The 19,145-nt window shown below is 62.6% G+C and carries 17 protein-coding genes; 6 read left to right on the top strand and 11 right to left on the bottom strand.

Going from position 1 to position 19,145, the window contains the following annotated elements; all coding sequences use genetic code 11:
* Positions 1–62 precede the first annotated feature (62 nt).
* A complete protein-coding gene (locus QRN42_RS16025) occupies positions 63–1,394 on the top strand; it encodes an alpha-hydroxy acid oxidase (RefSeq protein WP_284980133.1) in 1,332 nt (443 codons plus the stop codon).
* Positions 1,395–1,560: 166 nt separating this feature from the next.
* Here QRN42_RS16025 and gdhA read toward each other — a convergent pair whose 3' ends face one another.
* The 3 genes from gdhA to QRN42_RS16010 form a co-directional block, all read right to left on the bottom strand.
* On the bottom strand, positions 1,561–2,898 hold the full coding sequence (gene gdhA, locus QRN42_RS16020) for an NADP-specific glutamate dehydrogenase (protein ID WP_284980132.1): 1,338 nt from the start codon (positions 2,896–2,898) through the stop codon (positions 1,561–1,563).
* Positions 2,899–3,013: 115 nt separating this feature from the next.
* Positions 3,014–3,601 carry a metalloregulator ArsR/SmtB family transcription factor gene (locus QRN42_RS16015; RefSeq protein ID WP_284980131.1) on the bottom strand — a complete coding sequence of 196 codons (588 nt, stop codon included), beginning with the start codon at positions 3,599–3,601 and terminating at the stop codon, positions 3,014–3,016.
* A 67-nt stretch (positions 3,602–3,668) separates the two neighbouring features.
* Positions 3,669–4,895, bottom strand: coding sequence for an acetoin utilization protein AcuC (locus QRN42_RS16010; RefSeq protein ID WP_284980130.1), 1,227 nt, complete (start codon positions 4,893–4,895; stop codon positions 3,669–3,671).
* A 101-nt stretch (positions 4,896–4,996) separates the two neighbouring features.
* On the opposite strand from QRN42_RS16010, the gene QRN42_RS16005 reads away from it, so the two are divergent.
* Both QRN42_RS16005 and QRN42_RS16000 read left to right on the top strand, forming a co-directional pair.
* Positions 4,997–6,430 (top strand): TrkH family potassium uptake protein, encoded by a 1,434-nt coding sequence (locus QRN42_RS16005; RefSeq protein WP_284980129.1) that lies wholly within the window; start codon positions 4,997–4,999, stop codon positions 6,428–6,430.
* A 40-nt stretch (positions 6,431–6,470) separates the two neighbouring features.
* Positions 6,471–7,109: a potassium channel family protein gene (locus tag QRN42_RS16000; RefSeq protein WP_410550918.1), complete on the top strand. Its 639-nt coding sequence runs from the start codon at positions 6,471–6,473 to the stop codon at positions 7,107–7,109.
* Positions 7,110–7,135: 26 nt separating this feature from the next.
* On the opposite strand, the gene proC is transcribed toward QRN42_RS16000, so the two are convergent.
* The 7 genes from proC to QRN42_RS15965 all read right to left on the bottom strand — a co-directional run bounded on the left by proC (position 7,136) and on the right by QRN42_RS15965 (position 16,172).
* The gene (proC, locus tag QRN42_RS15995) at positions 7,136–7,966 is read right to left on the bottom strand and encodes a pyrroline-5-carboxylate reductase (protein ID WP_284980128.1); all 831 of its coding nucleotides are present in this window, start codon (positions 7,964–7,966) and stop codon (positions 7,136–7,138) included.
* A 338-nt stretch (positions 7,967–8,304) separates the two neighbouring features.
* The gene (locus QRN42_RS15990; protein ID WP_284980127.1) at positions 8,305–9,138 is read right to left on the bottom strand and encodes a sugar phosphate isomerase/epimerase family protein; all 834 of its coding nucleotides are present in this window, start codon (positions 9,136–9,138) and stop codon (positions 8,305–8,307) included.
* Position 9,139: 1 nt separating this feature from the next.
* Positions 9,140–10,258 (bottom strand): Ppx/GppA phosphatase family protein, encoded by a 1,119-nt coding sequence (locus QRN42_RS15985; protein WP_284980126.1) that lies wholly within the window; start codon positions 10,256–10,258, stop codon positions 9,140–9,142.
* 110 nt (positions 10,259–10,368) lie between these two features.
* Positions 10,369–10,851 (bottom strand): SseB family protein, encoded by a 483-nt coding sequence (locus QRN42_RS15980; RefSeq protein WP_284980125.1) that lies wholly within the window; start codon positions 10,849–10,851, stop codon positions 10,369–10,371.
* A gap of 76 nt (positions 10,852–10,927) precedes the next feature.
* Positions 10,928–13,651, bottom strand: a complete 2,724-nt coding sequence (topA, locus tag QRN42_RS15975) for a type I DNA topoisomerase (protein WP_284980124.1) — start codon at positions 13,649–13,651, stop codon at positions 10,928–10,930.
* Positions 13,652–13,776: 125 nt separating this feature from the next.
* Positions 13,777–14,487 carry an ArsR/SmtB family transcription factor gene (locus QRN42_RS15970; protein ID WP_284980123.1) on the bottom strand — a complete coding sequence of 237 codons (711 nt, stop codon included), beginning with the start codon at positions 14,485–14,487 and terminating at the stop codon, positions 13,777–13,779.
* Positions 14,484–16,172, bottom strand: a complete 1,689-nt coding sequence (locus QRN42_RS15965) for a DUF7059 domain-containing protein (RefSeq protein ID WP_284980122.1) — start codon at positions 16,170–16,172, stop codon at positions 14,484–14,486. Before QRN42_RS15965 ends, QRN42_RS15970 begins: the two co-directional genes overlap by 4 nt.
* A 92-nt stretch (positions 16,173–16,264) precedes the next feature.
* Here QRN42_RS15965 and QRN42_RS15960 point away from each other — a divergent pair, with 92 nt between their 5' ends.
* Together QRN42_RS15960 and QRN42_RS15955 are read left to right on the top strand one after the other, a co-directional pair.
* Positions 16,265–16,708: a DUF6023 family protein gene (locus tag QRN42_RS15960; RefSeq protein WP_284980121.1), complete on the top strand. Its 444-nt coding sequence runs from the start codon at positions 16,265–16,267 to the stop codon at positions 16,706–16,708.
* Between the two features lie 48 nt (positions 16,709–16,756).
* A complete protein-coding gene (locus QRN42_RS15955; RefSeq protein ID WP_284980120.1) occupies positions 16,757–17,284 on the top strand; it encodes a DUF6023 family protein in 528 nt (175 codons plus the stop codon).
* On the opposite strand, the gene trhO is transcribed toward QRN42_RS15955, so the two are convergent.
* Positions 17,281–18,189 carry an oxygen-dependent tRNA uridine(34) hydroxylase TrhO gene (trhO, locus tag QRN42_RS15950; RefSeq protein WP_284980119.1) on the bottom strand — a complete coding sequence of 303 codons (909 nt, stop codon included), beginning with the start codon at positions 18,187–18,189 and terminating at the stop codon, positions 17,281–17,283. The two genes, QRN42_RS15955 and trhO, sit on opposite strands and share 4 nt — an antisense overlap.
* 159 nt (positions 18,190–18,348) lie before the next feature.
* On the opposite strand from trhO, the gene QRN42_RS15945 reads away from it, so the two are divergent.
* Positions 18,349–19,044 carry a GNAT family N-acetyltransferase gene (locus tag QRN42_RS15945; RefSeq protein ID WP_284980118.1) on the top strand — a complete coding sequence of 232 codons (696 nt, stop codon included), beginning with the start codon at positions 18,349–18,351 and terminating at the stop codon, positions 19,042–19,044.
* Positions 19,045–19,145 lie beyond the last annotated feature (101 nt).

Raw genomic sequence — 19,145 nt, 5'->3', positions numbered from 1 at the left:
GATGTGGTCAGACCACATGCCCTAGAGTGTGGTTAGACCACATGAACCCTAGGGAGACCCGCATGACCGACACGATTGATCCCAAGATCACCGCTGCGCCAGCCGATGCCGGGAGCGACCAAAACGTAACCCGCGCACCCCAGCCGCCAGCCGCCGTCGTGCGGCCGCCGGCACTGAAGCGACGCATACCGAGTGTCGCGGACCTGGCGCCGCTGATGCAGTTCAAGAAGCCGGAGTTCAGCAAGGCCGCCCGGCTGAAGAGGGCCAGCACCATTTGGGAACTGCGGGACATGGCCAAGCGCCGCACCCCGCAGGCTCCTTTTGATTACACCGACGGTGCTGCTGAGGAAGAAATCACCCTTCGTCGCGCCCGTCAGGCCTTCCAGGACATCGAATTCCGGCCGGGCATCCTGCGGGACGTTTCAAGAATTGATCTCCGCACGGACATTTTGGGCCAGAAATCACGGCTTCCGTTCGGCATCGCGCCAACCGGCTTTACCCGCATGATGCAGTCCGAGGGCGAATACGCGGGCTCACAGGCAGCCGAAGCCGCCGGGATTCCTTACACCCTCTCCACCATGGGCACCGCCTCGATCGAGGATGTGGCAACCGCTGCCCCGAACGGCCGGAACTGGTTCCAGCTGTACTTGTGGACGGACCGCGAGCGCTCCCTTGGGCTGATCGAAAGGGCCGCAAAGGCCGGTAACGACACCCTAATGGTCACCGTGGACACCGCTGTTGCAGGTGCGCGACTGCGGGACGTCCGAAACGGCATGACCATACCGCCGGCGTTGACACTGAAAACGATGGTGGACGCGTCCTACCGCCCGGCGTGGTGGTTCAACTTCCTCACCCACGAACCCCTGACGTTTGCCTCACTGTCGCGCTACACCGGGACTGTGGCTGAGCTCATCAACTCCATGTTTGATCCGACACTGACGTACCAGGACTTGGACTGGCTGCGTGAAACTTGGAAGGGCAAGCTCGTGGTCAAAGGCATCCAAACCGTGGAGGACGCCCGGCGCGTGGTGGACCACGGCGTCGATGGCATCGTGTTATCCAACCATGGGGGCCGCCAACTGGACCGCGCACCCATCCCGTTCCACTTGCTTCCGGAGGTCACAACGGCACTGGCGTCGGACAACAGCAAGGCTGCCGTCATGTTGGACACGGGCATCATGAGCGGTGCGGACATCGTGGCCGCACTGGCCTTGGGTGCTGACTTCGCCCTGATTGGCAGGGCGTATCTTTACGGTTTGATGGCGGGCGGCCGCGCGGGTGTGGACCGTGCCATCCAGATCCTCGAGAAAGACATGACCAGGACCATGGCGTTGCTTGGCGTCAGCAAGGTTTCGGACCTGAATCCGGACCACGTGCGGCTGCTGCAGCGCTAGCCTCCACCCAACCAGAGGACAGCACCTGTTCGCTCTGAGCGCTCAGAACGGCATGATCTGTCCCCTGGTTGGGCAGGAACCTCAGTTGGGTAGGAACCTCAGTTGGGCAGGAACCTCAGTTGGGTAGCAACCTCAGTTGGCTAGGAACCTCAGTTGGGTAGCAACCTCAGATGAGGCCTTGGGCGAGCATGGCGTCCGCTACCTTGACGAAGCCGCCGATGTTGGCGCCCACCACGTAGTTTCCAGGCGCACCGTACTCGTCGGCGGTTGCTGCGCAGCGATCGTGGATGCCCACCATGATCTCCGTGAGCCTCTGCTCGGTGTGCTCGAAGGTCCACGAATCACGGCTCGCATTCTGCTGCATCTCCAGCGCTGACGTGGCAACACCACCTGCGTTGGCGGCCTTGCCCGGTCCGAACAGGATGCCTGCCTCGTGGAACACGGACACGGCTTCCCTGGTGGAGGGCATGTTGGCGCCCTCAGCTACAGCGATCAGTCCATTGCTGACCAACTTGGCGGCAGCATCGCCGTCGAGCTCGTTCTGCGTGGCGCACGGCAGCGCCACCGTGCCGTTGACGTCCCACACGGAACCACCGGTTACGTGGGTTGCACCCCCGCGGCGAGCGGCGTACTCGGTGAGGCGCCCGCGCTCCACTTCCTTGATGTGGCGCAGAAGCTCGACGTCGATCCCCGCCTCATCCACGACGTATCCGGCGGAGTCGGAACAGGCAACCACGGTGGCCCCCAAGGATTGTGCCTTGGCGATGGCATGGATGGCGACATTGCCTGAGCCCGAAACCACCACCCGCTGCCCATCAAAGGACTGTCCCCGGGTCTTGAGCATCTCTTGGGCAAAGATGACAGTGCCGTAGCCGGTGGCTTCGGGACGAACCAGAGACCCGCCCCATGAGATGCCCTTGCCCGTGAGGACCCCGGATTCGTAGCGGTTAGTGATGCGCTTGTACTGGCCAAAGAGGTAACCGATTTCACGGCCTCCCACCCCGATGTCCCCCGCCGGCACGTCGGTGTACTCGCCAATATGCCTGTACAGCTCAGTCATGAAGGACTGGCAGAAACGCATGATCTCGGCGTCGGTGCGCCCCCGGGGGTCGAAGTCCGAGCCGCCCTTTCCGCCACCGATGGGCATGCCCGTCAATGCGTTCTTGAAGATCTGCTCAAACCCGAGGAACTTCACGATCCCCAGGTAGACGGAGGGGTGGAAACGCAGGCCGCCTTTGTAGGGGCCCAGCGCTGAGTTGAACTCCACACGGAAGCCACGGTTGACATGGACCCGGCCCGCGTCGTCGGTCCACGGAACACGGAAAATGATCTGGCGCTCAGGTTCGCACAGGCGCTCAAGGACCGCGCCCTCGAGGAATTCGGGGTGCCTGTCGTGGACCGGGCCCAAGCTTTCAAAGACCTCGATGACGGCCTGATGGAATTCCTTTTCACCCGGGTTCCGCGCAAGCACGGTGTCCCGGATACCTTCGAGCCTTGAATCCATGGGGGGTTCCTATCCTCAGTGCGCCCAGCTGTAGCGGACGGTGTTCAGTCCCGCCCATGGTTGCACTTGCTTCCCCGGCATCTCCATCCGGGGGGAATGTGACCCAACCCGTCAGCTAGCGCTTCCGGCCGAACTTTGGCAGGTTGGGCAGATTCGGAAGGTTGGCCAGCAGATCAGCGGCCTTGGTGGCGGCCCGGCCCACGGTGCGTCCGATGTGTTGGGGCATGGTGTCATCCGGGGCCTCAAGAATCCCTGATGATTCGGTGGCATGCGCCATCACGGCCTGGCCGACGGCGTCCACCCGGGTAGCAGGCATGTCAGCCGCCGATTCGGTCGTCCCGGATCCGGGCACCGCGCCAGCGGGGGCGGTGACGGCCGCAGGCCCGTTGACGGCGGCTGCTGGCTCCCCTCCGGAAGGCGCGACGACGGCGGGCTTGGCCTGTCCGACGTCGAACGTTTCCAGCCACGAGGCGATGCCCGCGAGCGGCTTGGTGTTCAGGGTGTAGAAGCGCTTCTGGCCCTGTGCGCGCATGGTGACGAGGTCTGCCTCGCGGAGCACCTTCAAGTGCTTGGAAATAGTGGGCTGGCTCGCCGCCAGCTCCGCCACGAGTTCCCCTACAGCCTTATCCCCAGAGCGGAGGGAGACCAGGATGTCGCGTCTGGTTGCCTCAGCTATGACGGCAAATACGTCGTCAGTCACCATGCCTCCCACCCTAGCGACATATACGCCTGTTGGCATCCTGTTTCATGCCGCCCGAGTGCGGGACACGTCAGTCGAACCAGGGATCCAAGCCATACAGCGGGAATATCTGCTTACGCGTAGCGATGACGGCGCGGTCCACCTCGTCCGCGGGATCGTAGCCGACCTCCCAGGAACGCCACCAGATGTCCACGTCGTCTCCCATCAACGCGGGGGTGGGCTCGCCGTAGGTTTCCTTCACATAGCTTCGCCACTCCTCCGGCACGGGTTTTGAGAGCGGTACGGGTCGCTGCGCGACCATACCGATCAGATGGCTCCAAGCGCGCGGCACAACGCCAGTGACCTCGTAGCCGCCTCCCCCGGTGGCAATCCAGCGGTTCTCGCAGTAGCGGGCGGCAAGGCCGGCGACGGCGGCAGCGGCCTCACGCTGGCAGTCGACGCTGAGGTTGAGGTGCGTCAGGGGATCAAGCCGGTGGGAATCGCAGCCGTGCTGGCTGACGATGACCTCGGGCGCGAAGGCGGCCACAAGCTGCGGCACCACCGCGTGGAAAGCACGCAACCATGCCGCATCTCCGGTAAAAGCCGGAAGCGCCACGTTGACAGCGGTCCCGACTGCGTTTGGTCCCCCCGTTTCGTTGGCGAAACCCGTTCCGGGGAATAGCGTGAGGCCGGATTCGTGGAGGGACACTGTCATGACCCTGGGGTCGTCCCAGAAGATGCCCTGCGTCCCGTCGCCGTGATGGGCGTCGACGTCGATGCAGACCACGCGCTGCACACCGCCGTCGAGCAGCCGCTGGATGGCAATGGCGACGTCGTTGTACACGCAAAAGCCGCTGGCCTTCCCACGCGCCGCATGATGCATTCCGCCACTGAAGTTCACCGCTCGAACGGACCTGCCGGAAAGGACGGACTCGGCGGCCAGCAGTGAACCGCCGGCAAGCCGTGCGCTGGCCTCGTGCATTCCTGAGAACGCGGGATCGTCTTCGGTCCCCAACCCGCGGGCGTCATCGGGGCGAGAAGGATCCGCACCGACGCGACGCACAGCCTGGATGTACTCCCGGCTGTGAACGGTCAAAAGCTCGACGTCGGTTGCCACCGCCGGCGCCTCCACTGCCACATGGCTGTGGTCAAAAAGTCCGAGAGCCTTGGCCAACCGTGCTGTTAGCTCCAGCCGCCGGGGCGCCATGGGGTGACCCGGGCCGAAGTCGTAAGCCGTCATCGCGGGGTCCCACACCACCGTCGTTGGGAGTGCGGACCGCGTAATGCTGGAAGCTGATATCCCAACTCTGGAGTTCACCCTGAACAGGCTACCGGAGGCTGAAAGGCCACATCGCCCGGTCAGGCCCGGGAATAGTGGTTTACTACTCAGGAAAGCTTGTTCAACCGAGGAAGAGCGCCATGTCCCAAAGCCAGTCGAGGTCCCAGAGCCCGGCCAACTGGCAGCCCACGCACCAGGACCGTCAGGGCCTCTGGATTTTCACCCGCGTCCGCGACTTCATCGACAACGTTGCAAACAGCTCACCGGCCCGTTTGGCCTTGGTCATTTTCGCATCCGTCATCGTGCTGTTCACCGGGTTGTTGTCGCTGCCCGCCGCCTCTGCTTCAGGAGAATCCACTCCCCTGCACCAAGCCTTGTTCACGGCGGTGTCCAGTGTTTGCGTGACCGGCCTGACCGTGGTTTCAACAGCTACGTACTGGTCATTCTTCGGGCAACTGGTCATCCTGCTCGGCATCTTCGTGGGCGGCCTGGGTACCCTCACCTTGGCTTCGCTCTTGGCGCTGATGGTGAGCAAGCGGCTGGGCGTTCGCGGCAAACTCATCGCCCAGGAAGCGATGAACCACGCCGGCAGGCTTGGCGAAGTGGGTACCCTGCTCCGGATCGTGATCGTCACCTCGGTGGTCATCGAAGGCGCCCTGGCTTTGTCCCTAATTCCCCGTTTCCTGGTGTTGGGCGAGCCTTTCTGGGAGGCGGTGTGGCACGGAATCTTCTATGCCATCTCTTCCTTCAACAACGCGGGGTTCACCCCGCACTCGGACGGCGTAGTCCCCTACGAGACCGATCTCTGGATACTGGTCCCGCTGATGCTTGGCGTCTTCCTTGGAAGCCTGGGTTTCCCCGTGGTGATGGTGCTCCAACAAAACGGGCTCAACTGGAAGAAATGGAACCTCCACACCAAGCTCACCATCCAGGTATCCCTCATTTTGCTGGTGGCCGGTGCCCTGCTGTGGGGCCTCATGGAGTGGGATAACGTACGCACCATCGCCAACATGAACTTCGGCGATAAGGTGATCCACTCCATCTTTGCCTCTGTCATGACACGCTCCGGCGGTTTCAGCCTGGTGGACCAGAACCAGATGGAGCCCACCACCAAACTCCTCAGCGACGCGCTCATGTTTGCCGGCGGCGGTTCAGCCTCGACTGCCGGCGGCATCAAGGTAACCACCATCGCCGTCATGTTCCTTGCAATCATCGCCGAAGCCCGCGGCGATGCCGATGTGAAGGTGTACGGCCGCACCATCCCCCAAGGCACCATGCGGGTGGCCATCTCCGTGATCGTTGCCGGGGCCACCTTTGTTTCCGTGGCCGCGTTCCTGCTGCTCTCCATTAGCGGAGCGTCCCTGGATCGGGTACTTTTTGAAACCATCTCCGCCTTCGCCACTGTGGGCCTGAGCACCAACCTCAGTGGTGAGTTGCCGCCGTCGGGCGTCTACGTCCTGGCCCTACTCATGTTCGCCGGCCGCGTGGGCACAGTAACCCTCGCTGCCGGTTTGGCCCTGCGCCAGCGCAGCCAGCTGTACCACTACCCGGAAGAGAGGCCAATCATTGGCTAAGACCACGGGGGCGGCCAACCGCCCCGCCCACAACGCCCCGGTGCTGGTCATCGGCCTTGGCCGCTTCGGGTCCGCCACTGCCGAGCAGCTGGTCAAGCAGGGACGCGAAGTCCTCGCCATCGAGCGGGATCGCACCCTGGTCCAGAAATGGGCACCCGTCCTCACCCACGTGGTGGAGGCCGATGCCACCAATATTGATGCGCTGCGCCAACTCGGCGCACAGGAGTTTAGCTCCGCTGTGGTGGGCGTGGGGACATCGATCGAATCCTCCGTGCTGATCACGGTGAACCTGGTTGACCTGGGCATTGAACACCTCTGGGTTAAGGCCATCACGCCCTCGCACGGCAAGATTCTCACCCGAATCGGCGCCAACCACGTGATCTACCCGGAAGCCGACGCCGGGGTCCGCGCGGCACACCTGGTCTCCGGCCGGATGCTTGACTTCATCGAGTTCGACGACGACTTCGCGATCGTCAAGATGTACCCGCCCAAGGAAACCGTGGGCTTTACCCTCGACGAGTCCAAGGTCCGGTCAAAGTACGGCGTGACCATTGTGGGGGTGAAGTCCCCCGGCGAGGACTTCACGTACGCCCGCCCCGAAACCAAGGTGTCCAGCCACGACATGCTGATCGTCTCCGGCCATGTGGACTTGTTGGAACGGTTCGCGGCACGCCCCTAGGCGGCTCCCCGCGGCTGGCCGGAACCTTAGCTGAGCTGCTTCGTGATCTCCGCTGCCCGCGCGGCTGCCGCGCGGGCGCCGTCGGCGATGATCTTGGGAATCCCGGCGTCGTCAAAAACGGCGATGGCGCGCTCGGTGGTGCCGTTGGGACTGGTCACTCCCACACGGAGGGCAGTGGGGTCCGCGCCCGGTTCTGCAAGCATGAAACCTGCTCCGGCCACGGTCTCCCGCGCCAACATCACGGACAGCTCAGGATCGAGCCCCAGCTCGGTTCCCGCTGCGGCCATCGCCTCGGCCAGGTAGAAGGCATAGGCAGGCCCTGAGCCGCTGATCGCGGACAAAGCATCCACCTGGTCCTCGGGGACCTGCACTACCTTGCCGGCACCGGCCAGAGCGGTCTTCACCATGTCCAGCTGTTCAGCTGTGCAATGAGTCCCCGGTGAGACAGAAATGACGCCGCGTCCCAACCGTGCCGGCGTGTTGGGCATGGTCCTGATGACGGGCTGCCCCTCCGGCAACGCCGCTTCGAGCTGGGCGATGGAAACAGCGGCCGCGACACTGACCACAATGGTGTCCTTAGCCAGCGCCGGGCTGATCTCACGGGCAAGGTCCGCAATCCCCACGGGCTTGACGCCGAGGATGACCATCCCCGCGCCCTTGGTAGCCAATTGGTTGTTATCCGGCTCCTCATCACCGGCGATCGCCATGACTCCGTGACGGTGGGCAAGTTCCTCCGCACGGCCAGGCCGCCGGACAGTTGCGACGACGTCGGACGGGTCTTTCCCGGCGGCCAGCAGGCCGCCCAGGATAGCCTCGTTCATGGATCCACAGCCAAGGAATGCGATTCGGTTGCTCATTGGTCCATCATTGCAGTTCGCCAAGGATCGGGTCTAACGGTCTCTGGATCCCGGATTCCCAGCTTGTTCCCAAGGTTATTGCAGGGGACACCCATGCTTGGTCCCTAACGTTGGTACTACCTCATTGAGGGTGCGAGTGATGAGGCGGGCATGGGGATGTCCGCCAGCAGCACCGGTGGCCGGGCGGGTTTTCCCCCATTTCCCGATTCGGCCGCCGGTGCTTTCGCTTTTTAACCCGCCCACTCGACGCGGGGCCGGGCCGACCCAGGAACGGGCGCACCCCCTTACTGGTCTGCGCTGCCTTACTGATCTGCGCTGCCTTACTGGTCTGCGCTGCCTTACTGATCTGCGCTGCGCACCAGCGGCACGCTCAAGTGCTGCCGCGCGAAGCGCAAGGTCTCAGCCAGCATCTCCTCGCGTTCCCCGGCTACCTTCGCTTTTCGGGTGGAAATCTCCGCCACTACAACGCCGTCAAAACCGCTCGACGCCAAATGCTGCAGCGCGTCCGCGCACTGCTGGGTGCCGGTACCTGGAACCAGATGCTCATCTTTCCCGGACCCCGAACCATCTGTGAGGTGGACGTGCCGGAGTTTGCTGCCCAGCGACTTGATGGCTTCCAAACTGTTGGCCCCCGCTGTGGCGGCGTGCGAGAAGTCCCATGTGACGTCGTCGTAATCCTGGCCCAGCGGGTCCCAGTGCGGCAGGTAGGCCACGGCTTCCCGCCCGCGAACGCGCCACGGGTACATGTTCTCCACCGCGATGCGTACTTGGTATGTGTCCGCGAGTTCCTTGACGCCCTCAACGAAGTTTTCGGCGTAGTTGGATTGCCACCTGAACGGCGGGTGCGCCACCACGGTGTCACACCCGACTTCCACGGCCATCTGGCAGGATTTTTCGATCTTGTTCCACGCCGTACCCCACACTTGTTGCGTCAGCAGCAAGGTGGGTGCGTGGATGGAGACAATCTCCTGATGGTATCGATGGCTAAGTTGAATAAGGGCCTTGGGGTTCTGGCTCACAGCATTGTTGGTGACCATCACCTCCACGCCCTCGTAGCCCAGGTCCTGGGCCACGGCAAAGGCATCGTGGACGCTGAGCGGGTAGACGGAGGCGCTGGACAGCGCGACAGGGATCTGGCGGTCATTCAGTTCGGGTTCGACGTCGTTACTCATCTCAGGAGACCAGCCCGCCTGCAGCAGGGGCTGGGATAGGGGCAAGGGGCGGGGTGTCTGCGGGGGCCGGGAAGTCGAGTGACTCGTGGCGGGATTGGTCGATATCCAATATCTTCTTGGCTTCCTTGGCTGCTTTCTTTTTGGACTTGTCCTTGCGTTTTCCAACGTGCGGGGCGGGGTCCAGCGCTTCTTCGAATACCAACTGATCCAGGCGGCGGAGGATCAAGCCCTCACGCAAAGCCCACGGGCAAATCTCCATCTTCGGGAACTCAAAGAGTTCCAAGGCCGCCTCGGCAACCAGTGCACCGGCCAAGAGCTGGTGGGCGCGGGCGTCCGAAACGCCCGGCAGATATAGCCTGTCCTCCACCCTCATCGCCGAGATCCGTTGCGCCCACAAGCCGAGGTCGGCTGCGTGCAACTCCCGCTTGACGTAGGGTCCAGCGGCACTGGGGGCAGCCCCGGCGATCCGGGCCAGGGAACGGAACGTTTTGGACGTCCCGGCCACCAGGTTTGCCCGTCCAACCTCCTGGAAGCTGCGGGCAACGGGCTTCAACGTAGAGCGGATGTAACGCCGAAGTTCCTTGACGCTCTTGGCCGTGGGCGGGTCATCCTGCAGCCAATCCCTGGTCAAACGGCTCGCACCTAGCGGAACAGAGGTGGCAAACTCAGGCAGCTCGTCAGTTCCATACGCCATTTCGAAGGAGCCGCCGCCGATGTCGAGGTCCAGGATCGGACCGGCGCCCCAGCCGTACCAACGGCGGACTGCGAAGAAGGTCATGGACGCTTCTTCGCTTCCCGTCAGTTCCTGGAGCGTCACGGTGGTCTCGTGCTTTACCCGGGCCAGGACATCGGCGCCGTTGGTGGCCTCACGGATGGCTGATGTACAGAAAGCCAAGAGGTCCTGGGCTTTGTGGGCGGCCGCGAACTCCCACGCCTCCAACACGAACTCAATGAGCTCATGCTGGCCAGCATCGCTGATATTGCCGTCGCCGTCCAGGTATTGAACCAGCGAGAGTGGCCGTTTGTGCGAAGCGAACGGTACTGGGCGCGCGCCGGGGTGGGCGTCCACCAGCAGGAGGTGGACGGTGTTTGACCCGATGTCGAGAACGCCAAGACGCATTCTGCCATTATTCACCGATTCGAAGCCCGGGAAGTAACTTGCGGCCACGTTTCGCGCCTCCGGTGGCATAGCTGTGCAGGTCCGGGCGGTGGGGGCTGATGCTTGCGCGCCTATTCCGCAGGCTCTCCGGCGTCGTCTGCCCGTTTGAAGTCCCGGCGGATGTTCGCGATGCCCTCGGGGTCGATTTCGAACCCGTACTCGCTGCCCGGGTTGATGACCATGCCCAGCTCATTGCCAATGTTCCCAAGAATGGCCGAACCCAACGTACCCAGGACATGCGGGGCAGCCTCAAGGAACCTCTCGTCCACCCGGCTGGGGTGGCTGAAGACCGCCAGGACCGGCTGCCCGTCCGCGTTCGCAAGAACCAAGGGTTCCACAGAGGAATCCGGACCGTCTACAGCTTCGGAGCTCACCAGGTAGACCTCGTTGTTGAGGAAGGCAAGGATGACCTCCACGGGGTTCGCATCCGGCTGCTCGGCGGCGGCCAGCTTCAGCTCCAGTTCGTTCAGCGGCTGCGCGTCGTGCTGGCCGCCCCCTGTTGCCTCGGTGCCGCCTGCGGGCTCGTTTTCCGGTGAAACGGTCTGTTCAGTCATAGTCCTACTCGACCACGATGCCGGCCGGGACGCAATTCACGGGAACCGGCCCGCCAGCCTCTGGGACCGGGAAATCCTATTTCCGGGCCACGGCTTTCTTGGCCGGAGCCTTCCGGGTGGTGGTGCGCTTGACAGGCCCCTTGGCACGTTTTTCCGCCAAAAGTTCGACGGCGCGTTCCCGGGTCAGCTCCTCCAGTGAGGTGGAACGAGGCACGGTGATATTGGTGACGCCATCGGTGATGTAAGGACCGAAACGGCCTTCCTTGACCACGATGTTCTTCTCGGACACCGGATCAGGCCCAAACTCCGCGAGCGGTGGAACTGCGGCACGCGCGCCACGCTGTTTGGGCTGCGAATAGATCTCCAGCGCTTGTTCCAACGTGATGGTGAAGATCTCTTCTTCGGACCCGATGGAGCGTGAATCGGTCCCCTTCTTCAGGTAGGGACCAAAACGGCCGTTTTGAACCGTGATCGGGTTGCCATCCACATCTTCACCCAGGACGCGCGGCAAGCTCATGAGCTGGAGCGCCTCGTCAAGGGTCACAGTGTCCACGGTCATGGACTTGAAGAGGGATCCCGTGCGCGGCTTGGCCTTGACGGGCTTCTTGGGCGGTTTGGGCTTGCCGTTCTTGTAATACTCCACCGGCTGGTTGGCCAACTGCTCTTCGGTCATCTCGGGGATGATCTCGGTGACGTAGGCTCCATACCGGCCGTTCTTGGCCACTACCGTGTGTCCTGTGTGCGGATCGGCACCCAAGACGCGCTCTTCCGGGGCAGCGGTCTCCATGAGTTCCTTGGCTTTAGCCGCTGTGAGCTCGTCCGGAGCGAGATCTTCGGGCACGTTCGCCCGGGCCGACTCCACTACCTCGCCGGTCTTCTCATCCAGGGTTGGAATTGAGCTTTCCAGGTAGGGGCCGAACTTACCGACGCGCAGCGTGATGCCTTCCGCGATGGGCACGGAGTTAATCTCCCTGGCGTCGATTTCACCGAGGTTGTTCACGATGCTCAACAGGCCGGGGTCTGCGTCTTCGCCGTAATAGAAGTGCTTGAGCCATGCAGTTCCGGCTGCTTGGCCGTTGGCGATCTTATCCAGATCGCCTTCCATATCGGCCGTGAATTCATAGTCCACGTAGTCCGTGAAGTGCTGCTCGAGCAACCGGATCACGGAGAAGGCGATCCAGCTGGGAACCAGGGCGGACCCTTGTTTCCGGACGTAACCGCGGTCTTGGATGGTGGAAATGGTTGAGGCGTAAGTGGATGGGCGTCCAATGCCGCGCTTTTCCAGCTCCGCGGTCAGCGATGCTTCCGTGTACCGGGGTGGCGGGGAGGTCTCGTGGCCCACGGCCAGGATTTCCGAGGCCGTCAGTTCATCATCTTTAGCGACGTTCGGCAGGCGTCGTGCTTCGTCGGAATCGTCATCCCCGCGGCTTTCGTCCTTGCCCTCTTCGTAGGCGGCCAAGAACCCCGGGAAAGTGATAACGGTGCCGGACGCGGAGAACTCGGCGTCGCGGCCATCCGCGGCGGTCGCACCGAGACGAATGGTGGCCGTGGAACCCTTGGCGTCTGCCATCTGGGAGGCGACTGTGCGCTTCCAAATGAGTTCGTAGAGCCGGAACTCGTCGCCGCTCAGCTGCTTGGCCACCTGTGCCGGGGTGCGGAAGGAGTCACCGGCGGGGCGGATAGCCTCGTGGGCTTCTTGCGCGTTTGCCGCTTTGTTGGCATAGACGCGGGGGCTCGTGGGGACGTACTCGGGCCCATAAAGCTCAGACGCCTGACGCCTCGCAGCCGTGACGGCCTCGTTGCTCAGGGCTGACGAGTCGGTACGCATATAGGTGATGTAGCCGTTTTCATACAGGCGCTGCGCTACCTGCATGGTGCTCTTGGACGAGAAGCGAAGCTTGCGCCCGGCCTCCTGCTGCAGCGTGGAGGTGGTGAACGGCGCTGCGGGGCGGCGGGTATACGGCTTGGTATCGACGGACCGGACGCGGAAATCCGCGTTCTCAAGGCCGGCAGCCAAGGACGTTGCCCGTTCCTCGTCGAGGTGTACGGCGTTCGATGAGGTGAGCTGGCCGTTGTCATTGAAGTCACGGCCGCTGGCAACTTTGGCGCCGTCCACGGCCGCAAGCTTGGCCTTGAAGGATCCAGAGTCCGCACCGAACTGCCCGGTCAAGTCCCAGTAGGAGGCTGCCCGGAAGGCCATGCGTTCACGTTCACGGTCCACCACCATGCGGGTGACCACGGACTGAACGCGTCCGGCAGAGAGGCCGCGGGCCACTTTTCGCCAGAGGACCGGGGAAATCTCGTAACCGTAGAGACGGTCAAGGATGCGCCGGGTTTCCTGGGCGTCCACCAGTGCGGTGTCGACGTCGCGAAGGTTGTCCATGGCGCGGTGGATTGCTTCCTTGGTGATTTCACCGAAGGTCATCCGGTACACCGGAACCTTGGGCTTCAAAACCTCCAGCAGGTGCCACGCAATGGCTTCACCTTCGCGGTCCCCATCGGTTGCGAGGTAGAGCGCGTCGGCGTCTTTGAGTTGGGCCTTGAGTTCGGCGACCTTTTTCTTCTTGTCCGGCGAGACAACGTAGTAAGGCTTGAAGTCGTTTTCGACATCGACGGCGAACTTGCCCAGCGAGGTCTTCTTCAGTTCTGCAGGAAGGTCCGAGGGTTGGGGAAGGTCCCGGATGTGGCCGATCGAGGCCTCGACAATGAAGCCCTCACCAAGGTACTTGGCGATGGTCTTACTCTTGGCGGGAGACTCCACGATCACGAGTTTCTTGCCGGTTTTTGCCTTGCTGGGCACGGTGCTCCTACAGAAAAAATGTGTGATTGGGCTGGTGCCCATACTGGCCTAGTTCACCATAGATTGCAGAATCCTGCGTTTTCGGCCGGGAACCAGGAGGGTCTTTCAGAGGTCCATCCGGGCAGTTATTGCCCCGGTGCCACGCGGTCATCCGGGATCATCGACCACAGGGTGGCCATGCGCTCGGCGCCCTCAGGTATACGACTGGGATCCTCAAGTTCGTACTCGCGCAAGACCTCACGAATGCGTTCCGAAAGCTCCTTGCGCTGCGCTTTGGTAAGGTACAGCAAATTGCTCGCCAAGACCACCGCCGCCGCTTCCTCGGCCGCTTGTCCCTTTTGCTTACGTTCCCCGCGGGCCTTGGCAAATGCGGATGCCCGACGGCGGAACGCGTCGAGCTCTAGGTCCACAACTGCAATTTCCGGGCTGGCTATGCTGCCTCCCGAAATAGTGAAATCGGTGCCGGCAGCTCTCCAGCGGCGTTCCCGGGCATCACCGGAATTTTCGGCCGGCGCCACGATACCCCACTTCTGGAGTGCACGGAGGTGATAGCTCATGGCGCTGGGGGTGAGTCCCGTCCTCGCTGCCAGTTCCGTGGCGGTATGGCTCACCTGTGTGGCGTAGAGCTCCGAGATCACCTCGAGGCGGGCAGCGTGGGCCAAGGCGCGGATAGCTTTTGGATCAGTGATCTCAACCGTCTTCTCGGCGCGCTTGCCCCGAGGCACCTCGTGGTCCGGCTGGGATGCTGGGTTGTTGGCTATCACTCCCTCAGTGTAGTCAGCGTCACACCGAAGGAGGCGGGTACCTACCGGCAGCGGCGGTGCGTTGCCGGTCATGCGGTGGCCTGAGTCGCGGTGACCTGAGTAGGGGTGACCTGACTCGCCTGATCTGTGTCGGGGAGCAGGAAGCCCTCCAGGACCAGGTTGGTGACGTCCTGCAGCAGGCGGTCCCGGAAGCCTTGCTCGTCGAAGTCCTCCGCACCTCCCAGAAGCGCTACCAAGGCCGAGATGATCTGGCCAACGGTGAGCTGGCCATCACATGCGGAGACAAATCCGGCGAGTTCGGTGCTGAGCAGGTTGGTCCGGCGCAGGCCGGCGCCTTGGCGCAAAAGGATGACTCCTGGATGCTCCGCCCCGGGTCGTTGATGGCGTTCCTCGGTGACGTCCTCGGCAACCAGCAGATGGGCTTCCGCCAAGGTGTTGGCCACCACCCAATCTGCGCGGTGCACAGCTGCTCCAAGATGCGGGCCCACCGGCTGCTCGATCGGATGCGTGATTTCTTCAAAGCGATCAATGATGGGGCCAGAGGACGCGAACGGCCTGCGCAGAAAGATCATGCCGAACCCGATGCCCTGGACACTCCTGGAGGCGAAGTCGTCAAGGTAGGCCGCGTACGACGCCTTATAGTGGCCGTCGTCGCGGTTTTGGGAGGCATCCTGCAACCACGTCTCCGCGTATTGTTCAGGCCCTACCTGCTCCCGTTGGATAAACCAAGCATCCTGGCCGGAGTCCCTTACCCAGTCTGTGGGGCGGTCCATCCATCGGTTGCCCGAAGGGATCTCCCAGTTGCCCAGCATCTGGGCGATCCCACCAGGTTCAAGTACGTGGGCCAATGACGTCACAAGGGCAGCCACGATTCCGTCCCCTGCAAGCCCGCCGTCCCGGTACGTGAATTGGTCAGCAACTGATTCGCCGCCCGTACGTGGCGTGATGACAAAGGGAGGGTTGGAGACGACGAGCCCGAAGTGTTCCCCCGCCACTGGTTCCAGAAGAGATCCAGGGCGAAGCGTGACACGCCTGTCCAGATGATCCGGATCCAAGCCCAGTTCCCGAGCGTTCAACAACAGGTTGAAGCGCGTGAAAGCAAGGGCCCTCTCCGAGATGTCTGTGGCTGTGACATGTTCGCAGTGATGCAGCAAGTGGAACGTTTGGATGCCGCACCCAGTGCCGACATCCAGTGCGCGCTTGACGTTTTCCCTGATGGTGGCCTGCACGAGGGTGGTGGACGCACGCCCGATCCCCAAGACGTGGTCGTGCCGGAGCACACCCGGTTGCTGATGCGCGGCAAGATCGCTGGCTACCCAGAGATTCGCTCCCCCGCTCCCATCCGAATTGGCGTCCCAGCCATAGGGGCGAAGATCTACCTTGGCGCGCACGATCCCCGAATCCACTGTCGCAAGGCCCAAATCCGCCAGCCCTCGCGTAAGCACGCCCGGGAGCGCAGCATCAACGTCTGCCTCGGATTGAGGGACTGCCAGCAGCCACAACCCCACCAACACCGCGAGGGCGCGGACGGCCGGGTCCTCCGACGTTGAGCGCCGTTCCGTCACCACCAGAGCGGGGACCAATTGATCCCGGCTGAGCGCCTCCGAGGCCGATTCTCCGAGGAACTCGGCGACGCCATCCACCGTGTAAGAAAGGGTGCGAAGGTCCGAAGCCAGAGCGGCCAGAAGGCCCGGCTGGTCGCCGCGGGGGGCATCGGGAGTATTGCCTGAAGTAAACGAGGTGGCTGCGTCAATCACCCTGCAAGTCTAGGGCGGGTACGCCGTGCCCCGGCTCCCGGCCATGGCGTATGTGGACAAAGGACCAGATCCAAAACCGGTAGCGTTAACACATGCTCAAATTCTCCTTGTCCCTGCGGCGCATCGGCCTTGTCGGCATAGCTGCGGCCACCGTGCTGGCTGCCAGCGCGTGCCAAGCACCGGCCACGATCGAAAAGGCCGACGTTGCTGCCTGGAGGGCAAAGGTTCTCCCCACCGTGAGCGGCACCGTAGTAGAGGACGCCGGGAAGATCCTGAACAGGGAACCCTTGACTAAAAAATCTGCCCGCATCCCGGCAGGGACCTACACGTTCACCATGATCTGCGACGGCGGCGGCAAAGCCTTTTTCGCTATTTCGGCAGGCAGCAGCAAAATCGCAGACGCGACCGCGGCCTGCAACGCGAACTCCGACGTTGTGAAAATCAAAGTCCCCAGTGCCTCGGCGCTCACCATTTCGACAACCAGCGTGGACGTGCCGCAAATCTTCGCGTATCGCCTTGTTCCGGCAGCCGGCTAAAGCCGCTTAGCCTTTATGGCAGAGCTGACGCGGGCGTAAAGTCGGTGCATGGGCAGCAACGCAGCTCGCTCGGTAACCATTCAGCGCCTGGTGCGGGCCGCCGTCGGACTCTTAATCGTGGCGTCCATGGTCAGTGCCTGCGAGTATGCCTACGACGAGTCCGGTGGCCCAGGAGCAGCCGTGAGCACTGCTGCTGTTAGCCCTACCGTTCCACCCGACCCGACGCAGGAACAAGCAGTCACCGGTGAAGACTTGGACGCATGGGCTCGGGCCGCGCTGCCGGAATCCCAAGGACAATCGCTCTACGCCAGCAGCGGGTATGTGAACGCCGGGGAATCAGCGTCGGGGCAAACCGTTTCACTGCCTGCGGGCACCTACGCGGTCACCATGGCTTGCCGCGCTACCCGCAGGGTGTCCTTTACTGTCAAGGCCGGTGACTCCACGCTGTTGAACCTCACCTTGAGCTGCACCTCTGCGAGGGTCAGCGTTGTCCAGGTGGTTAAAGACGGCGTACTTTCGATCACAGTCGCCTCGAAATTCGAGGCGAATTTTGCTTACCGGGTGAGCCGGCTCTAACCGGCCACTTCGACAGCTTTGCAGCCCTCCGGGCAACGAAGAGTTTCCGGACTCGAGGCACAGTCGCCGCAGTACAGGGTCAGGGTCCGGCAACTGGGATTTGAGCAGTTCTCGAACTTGTTGGTCGGCGCCGAGCAACGGACGCACTCCCCGATGGTCTTGGCTTCCTCGCTGAACTCGACATGCATGCGCTTGTCGAAAACGTAGAGCGATCCTTCCCACAGGCCCTTGTCCTTGAACGTCTCGCCATAACGGACGATGCCGCCGTCGAGCTGGTACACCTCTTTGAAGCCGCGATTCACCATCAGGCTTGAAAGTACCTCGCATCGGATCCCGCCGGTGCAGTACGTCACCACGGGCTTGTCCTTCAGGGCGTCGTACTTTCCGGAATCCAGCTCCTTGATGAAATCGTGGGTCGTCTCCACGTCCGGCACTATGGCGTCCTTGAACTTGCCTATTTGGGCCTCGAACGCGTTCCGGCCGTCGAAAAACACCACGTCCTCGCCACCGGACTTTTTTGCTTCCACGAGTGCGTGAAGTTCCTCGGGCTGCAGATGGGTGCCGCCGCCGACGACGCCGTTCTGGTCCACTTTCAGTTCCCCGGGAGCTCCGAACGAGACGATCTCATCCCGCACCTTGACGCTAAGCCGCGGAAAGTCAGCCGCGCCTCCCTCGGACCACTTGAAGTCGATGTCATGGAAGCCTTTGTACTCCCGCGTCGTCTTGACGTACTGCTTCATGTCCTCCAGACGGCCGCCGACCGTAGCATTAATGCCGTCTTTCGAAATGAGGATCCGGCCCCTCAGCCCCAATTTCTCGCACAGGGCACGCTGCCACAGACGCACAGCGTCCGGGTCCGCGATCGGGGTAAAACCGTAGAAGAGAACAATCCTGTTTAAAGCCACTATCCAAGGGTACTGGGTGGGCCAAAATCGGCGGCTTCCAAGGACCGGTTCCCGAAGCCCCCGGCGGCCGTCAAAAGAAGAAGTCACAATTGCATAAGCAACACTCACTCCGATGACAACGCTCTGTTGATTCCCGGAACGCTGGCATAGTCTCTCTACATGAATCCAGATGCCTTGGTAGAAGACATTGCGCACCTCTTGGAAGTGTGGGTGGCCGGCTGGTCCGGGTGCCGGGGTTACGAAACACGCGCGGAGGGACGCTTCACTGCGGCACTGCGGGCCGACAAAACCGGTGACTGGGAGTACTTCGCCCACGATCCTTCCGATGAAGAATTCGCGGCGTTGGCAGCCACGACCGCTGAAGCGAAGAACCGGATACTGACCGTCCTCACCAACGACGTTCAACGCTACAAATACCTGGCCGGACTCCACGGCCTCAAGGTCACCTCAGCCTCCCAAACGATGATGATCGTGGACATGCAAACGCAGGACGCCGAGGACCCCTGGCTGCCGGACGACGACCTGCAGCTGGCCACCTCGCAGGCCAAAGGCGTTCACCACGCAGTGGTCCATGCGGGTGAGCAAGTCGCCGCCAGCGGACGAGTCTTCGTGGTCAATGGAACCGCAGTCTTCGACAAGATCGTCACCGAGCCTGCCTTCCAGCGGCGCGGGCTGGGAACCTTCATCATGAAGGCGCTCGCAGCACAGGCGTATGCGAACGACGTCGAAAACGGGCTCCTCCTCGCCTCCTTGGACGGCCAAAAGCTCTACTCCCACCTGGGTTGGGACGTTGTTTGCCACGTGCTGATGATGTCTGCCGGCACTGATGAGGATTCTGACCTTTCGGGCGCGTAGCCGGTAGCACGCGTGGCCGGTAGGCCCGCAGCCGATAGCGAGTCAGGAGCGCCCGGCGAACGGGTGACTGCCGCCGTCGGCATGGGTTGCCACCGCACAGT

The sequence above is a fragment of the Arthrobacter sp. fls2-241-R2A-200 genome, from assembly GCF_030209745.1.
In the GTDB taxonomy this organism is placed as follows: Bacteria; Actinomycetota; Actinomycetes; order Actinomycetales; family Micrococcaceae; genus Arthrobacter.
The sequence above is the reverse complement of the archived record's forward strand: the minus strand, read 5'-3'. Positions and strand labels throughout refer to the sequence as shown.

What these genes read in the sequence shown, in the direction of transcription:
- QRN42_RS16025 (WP_284980133.1), top strand. Translation starts at nt 63, where the DNA reads ATGACCGACACGATTGATCCCAAGATCACCGCTGCGCCAGCCGATGCC.
- gdhA (WP_284980132.1), bottom strand. Translation starts at nt 2,898, where the DNA reads ATGGATTCAAGGCTCGAAGGTATCCGGGACACCGTGCTTGCGCGGAAC.
- QRN42_RS16015 (WP_284980131.1), bottom strand. Translation starts at nt 3,601, where the DNA reads ATGGTGACTGACGACGTATTTGCCGTCATAGCTGAGGCAACCAGACGC.
- QRN42_RS16005 (WP_284980129.1), top strand. Translation starts at nt 4,997, where the DNA reads ATGTCCCAAAGCCAGTCGAGGTCCCAGAGCCCGGCCAACTGGCAGCCC.
- proC (WP_284980128.1), bottom strand. Translation starts at nt 7,966, where the DNA reads ATGAGCAACCGAATCGCATTCCTTGGCTGTGGATCCATGAACGAGGCT.
- QRN42_RS15990 (WP_284980127.1), bottom strand. Translation starts at nt 9,138, where the DNA reads ATGAGTAACGACGTCGAACCCGAACTGAATGACCGCCAGATCCCTGTC.
- QRN42_RS15985 (WP_284980126.1), bottom strand. Translation starts at nt 10,258, where the DNA reads ATGCGTCTTGGCGTTCTCGACATCGGGTCAAACACCGTCCACCTCCTG.
- QRN42_RS15980 (WP_284980125.1), bottom strand. Translation starts at nt 10,851, where the DNA reads ATGACTGAACAGACCGTTTCACCGGAAAACGAGCCCGCAGGCGGCACC.
- QRN42_RS15970 (WP_284980123.1), bottom strand. Translation starts at nt 14,487, where the DNA reads ATGACCGGCAACGCACCGCCGCTGCCGGTAGGTACCCGCCTCCTTCGG.
- QRN42_RS15960 (WP_284980121.1), top strand. Translation starts at nt 16,265, where the DNA reads ATGCTCAAATTCTCCTTGTCCCTGCGGCGCATCGGCCTTGTCGGCATA.
- QRN42_RS15955 (WP_284980120.1), top strand. Translation starts at nt 16,757, where the DNA reads ATGGGCAGCAACGCAGCTCGCTCGGTAACCATTCAGCGCCTGGTGCGG.
- QRN42_RS15945 (WP_284980118.1), top strand. Translation starts at nt 18,349, where the DNA reads ATGAATCCAGATGCCTTGGTAGAAGACATTGCGCACCTCTTGGAAGTG.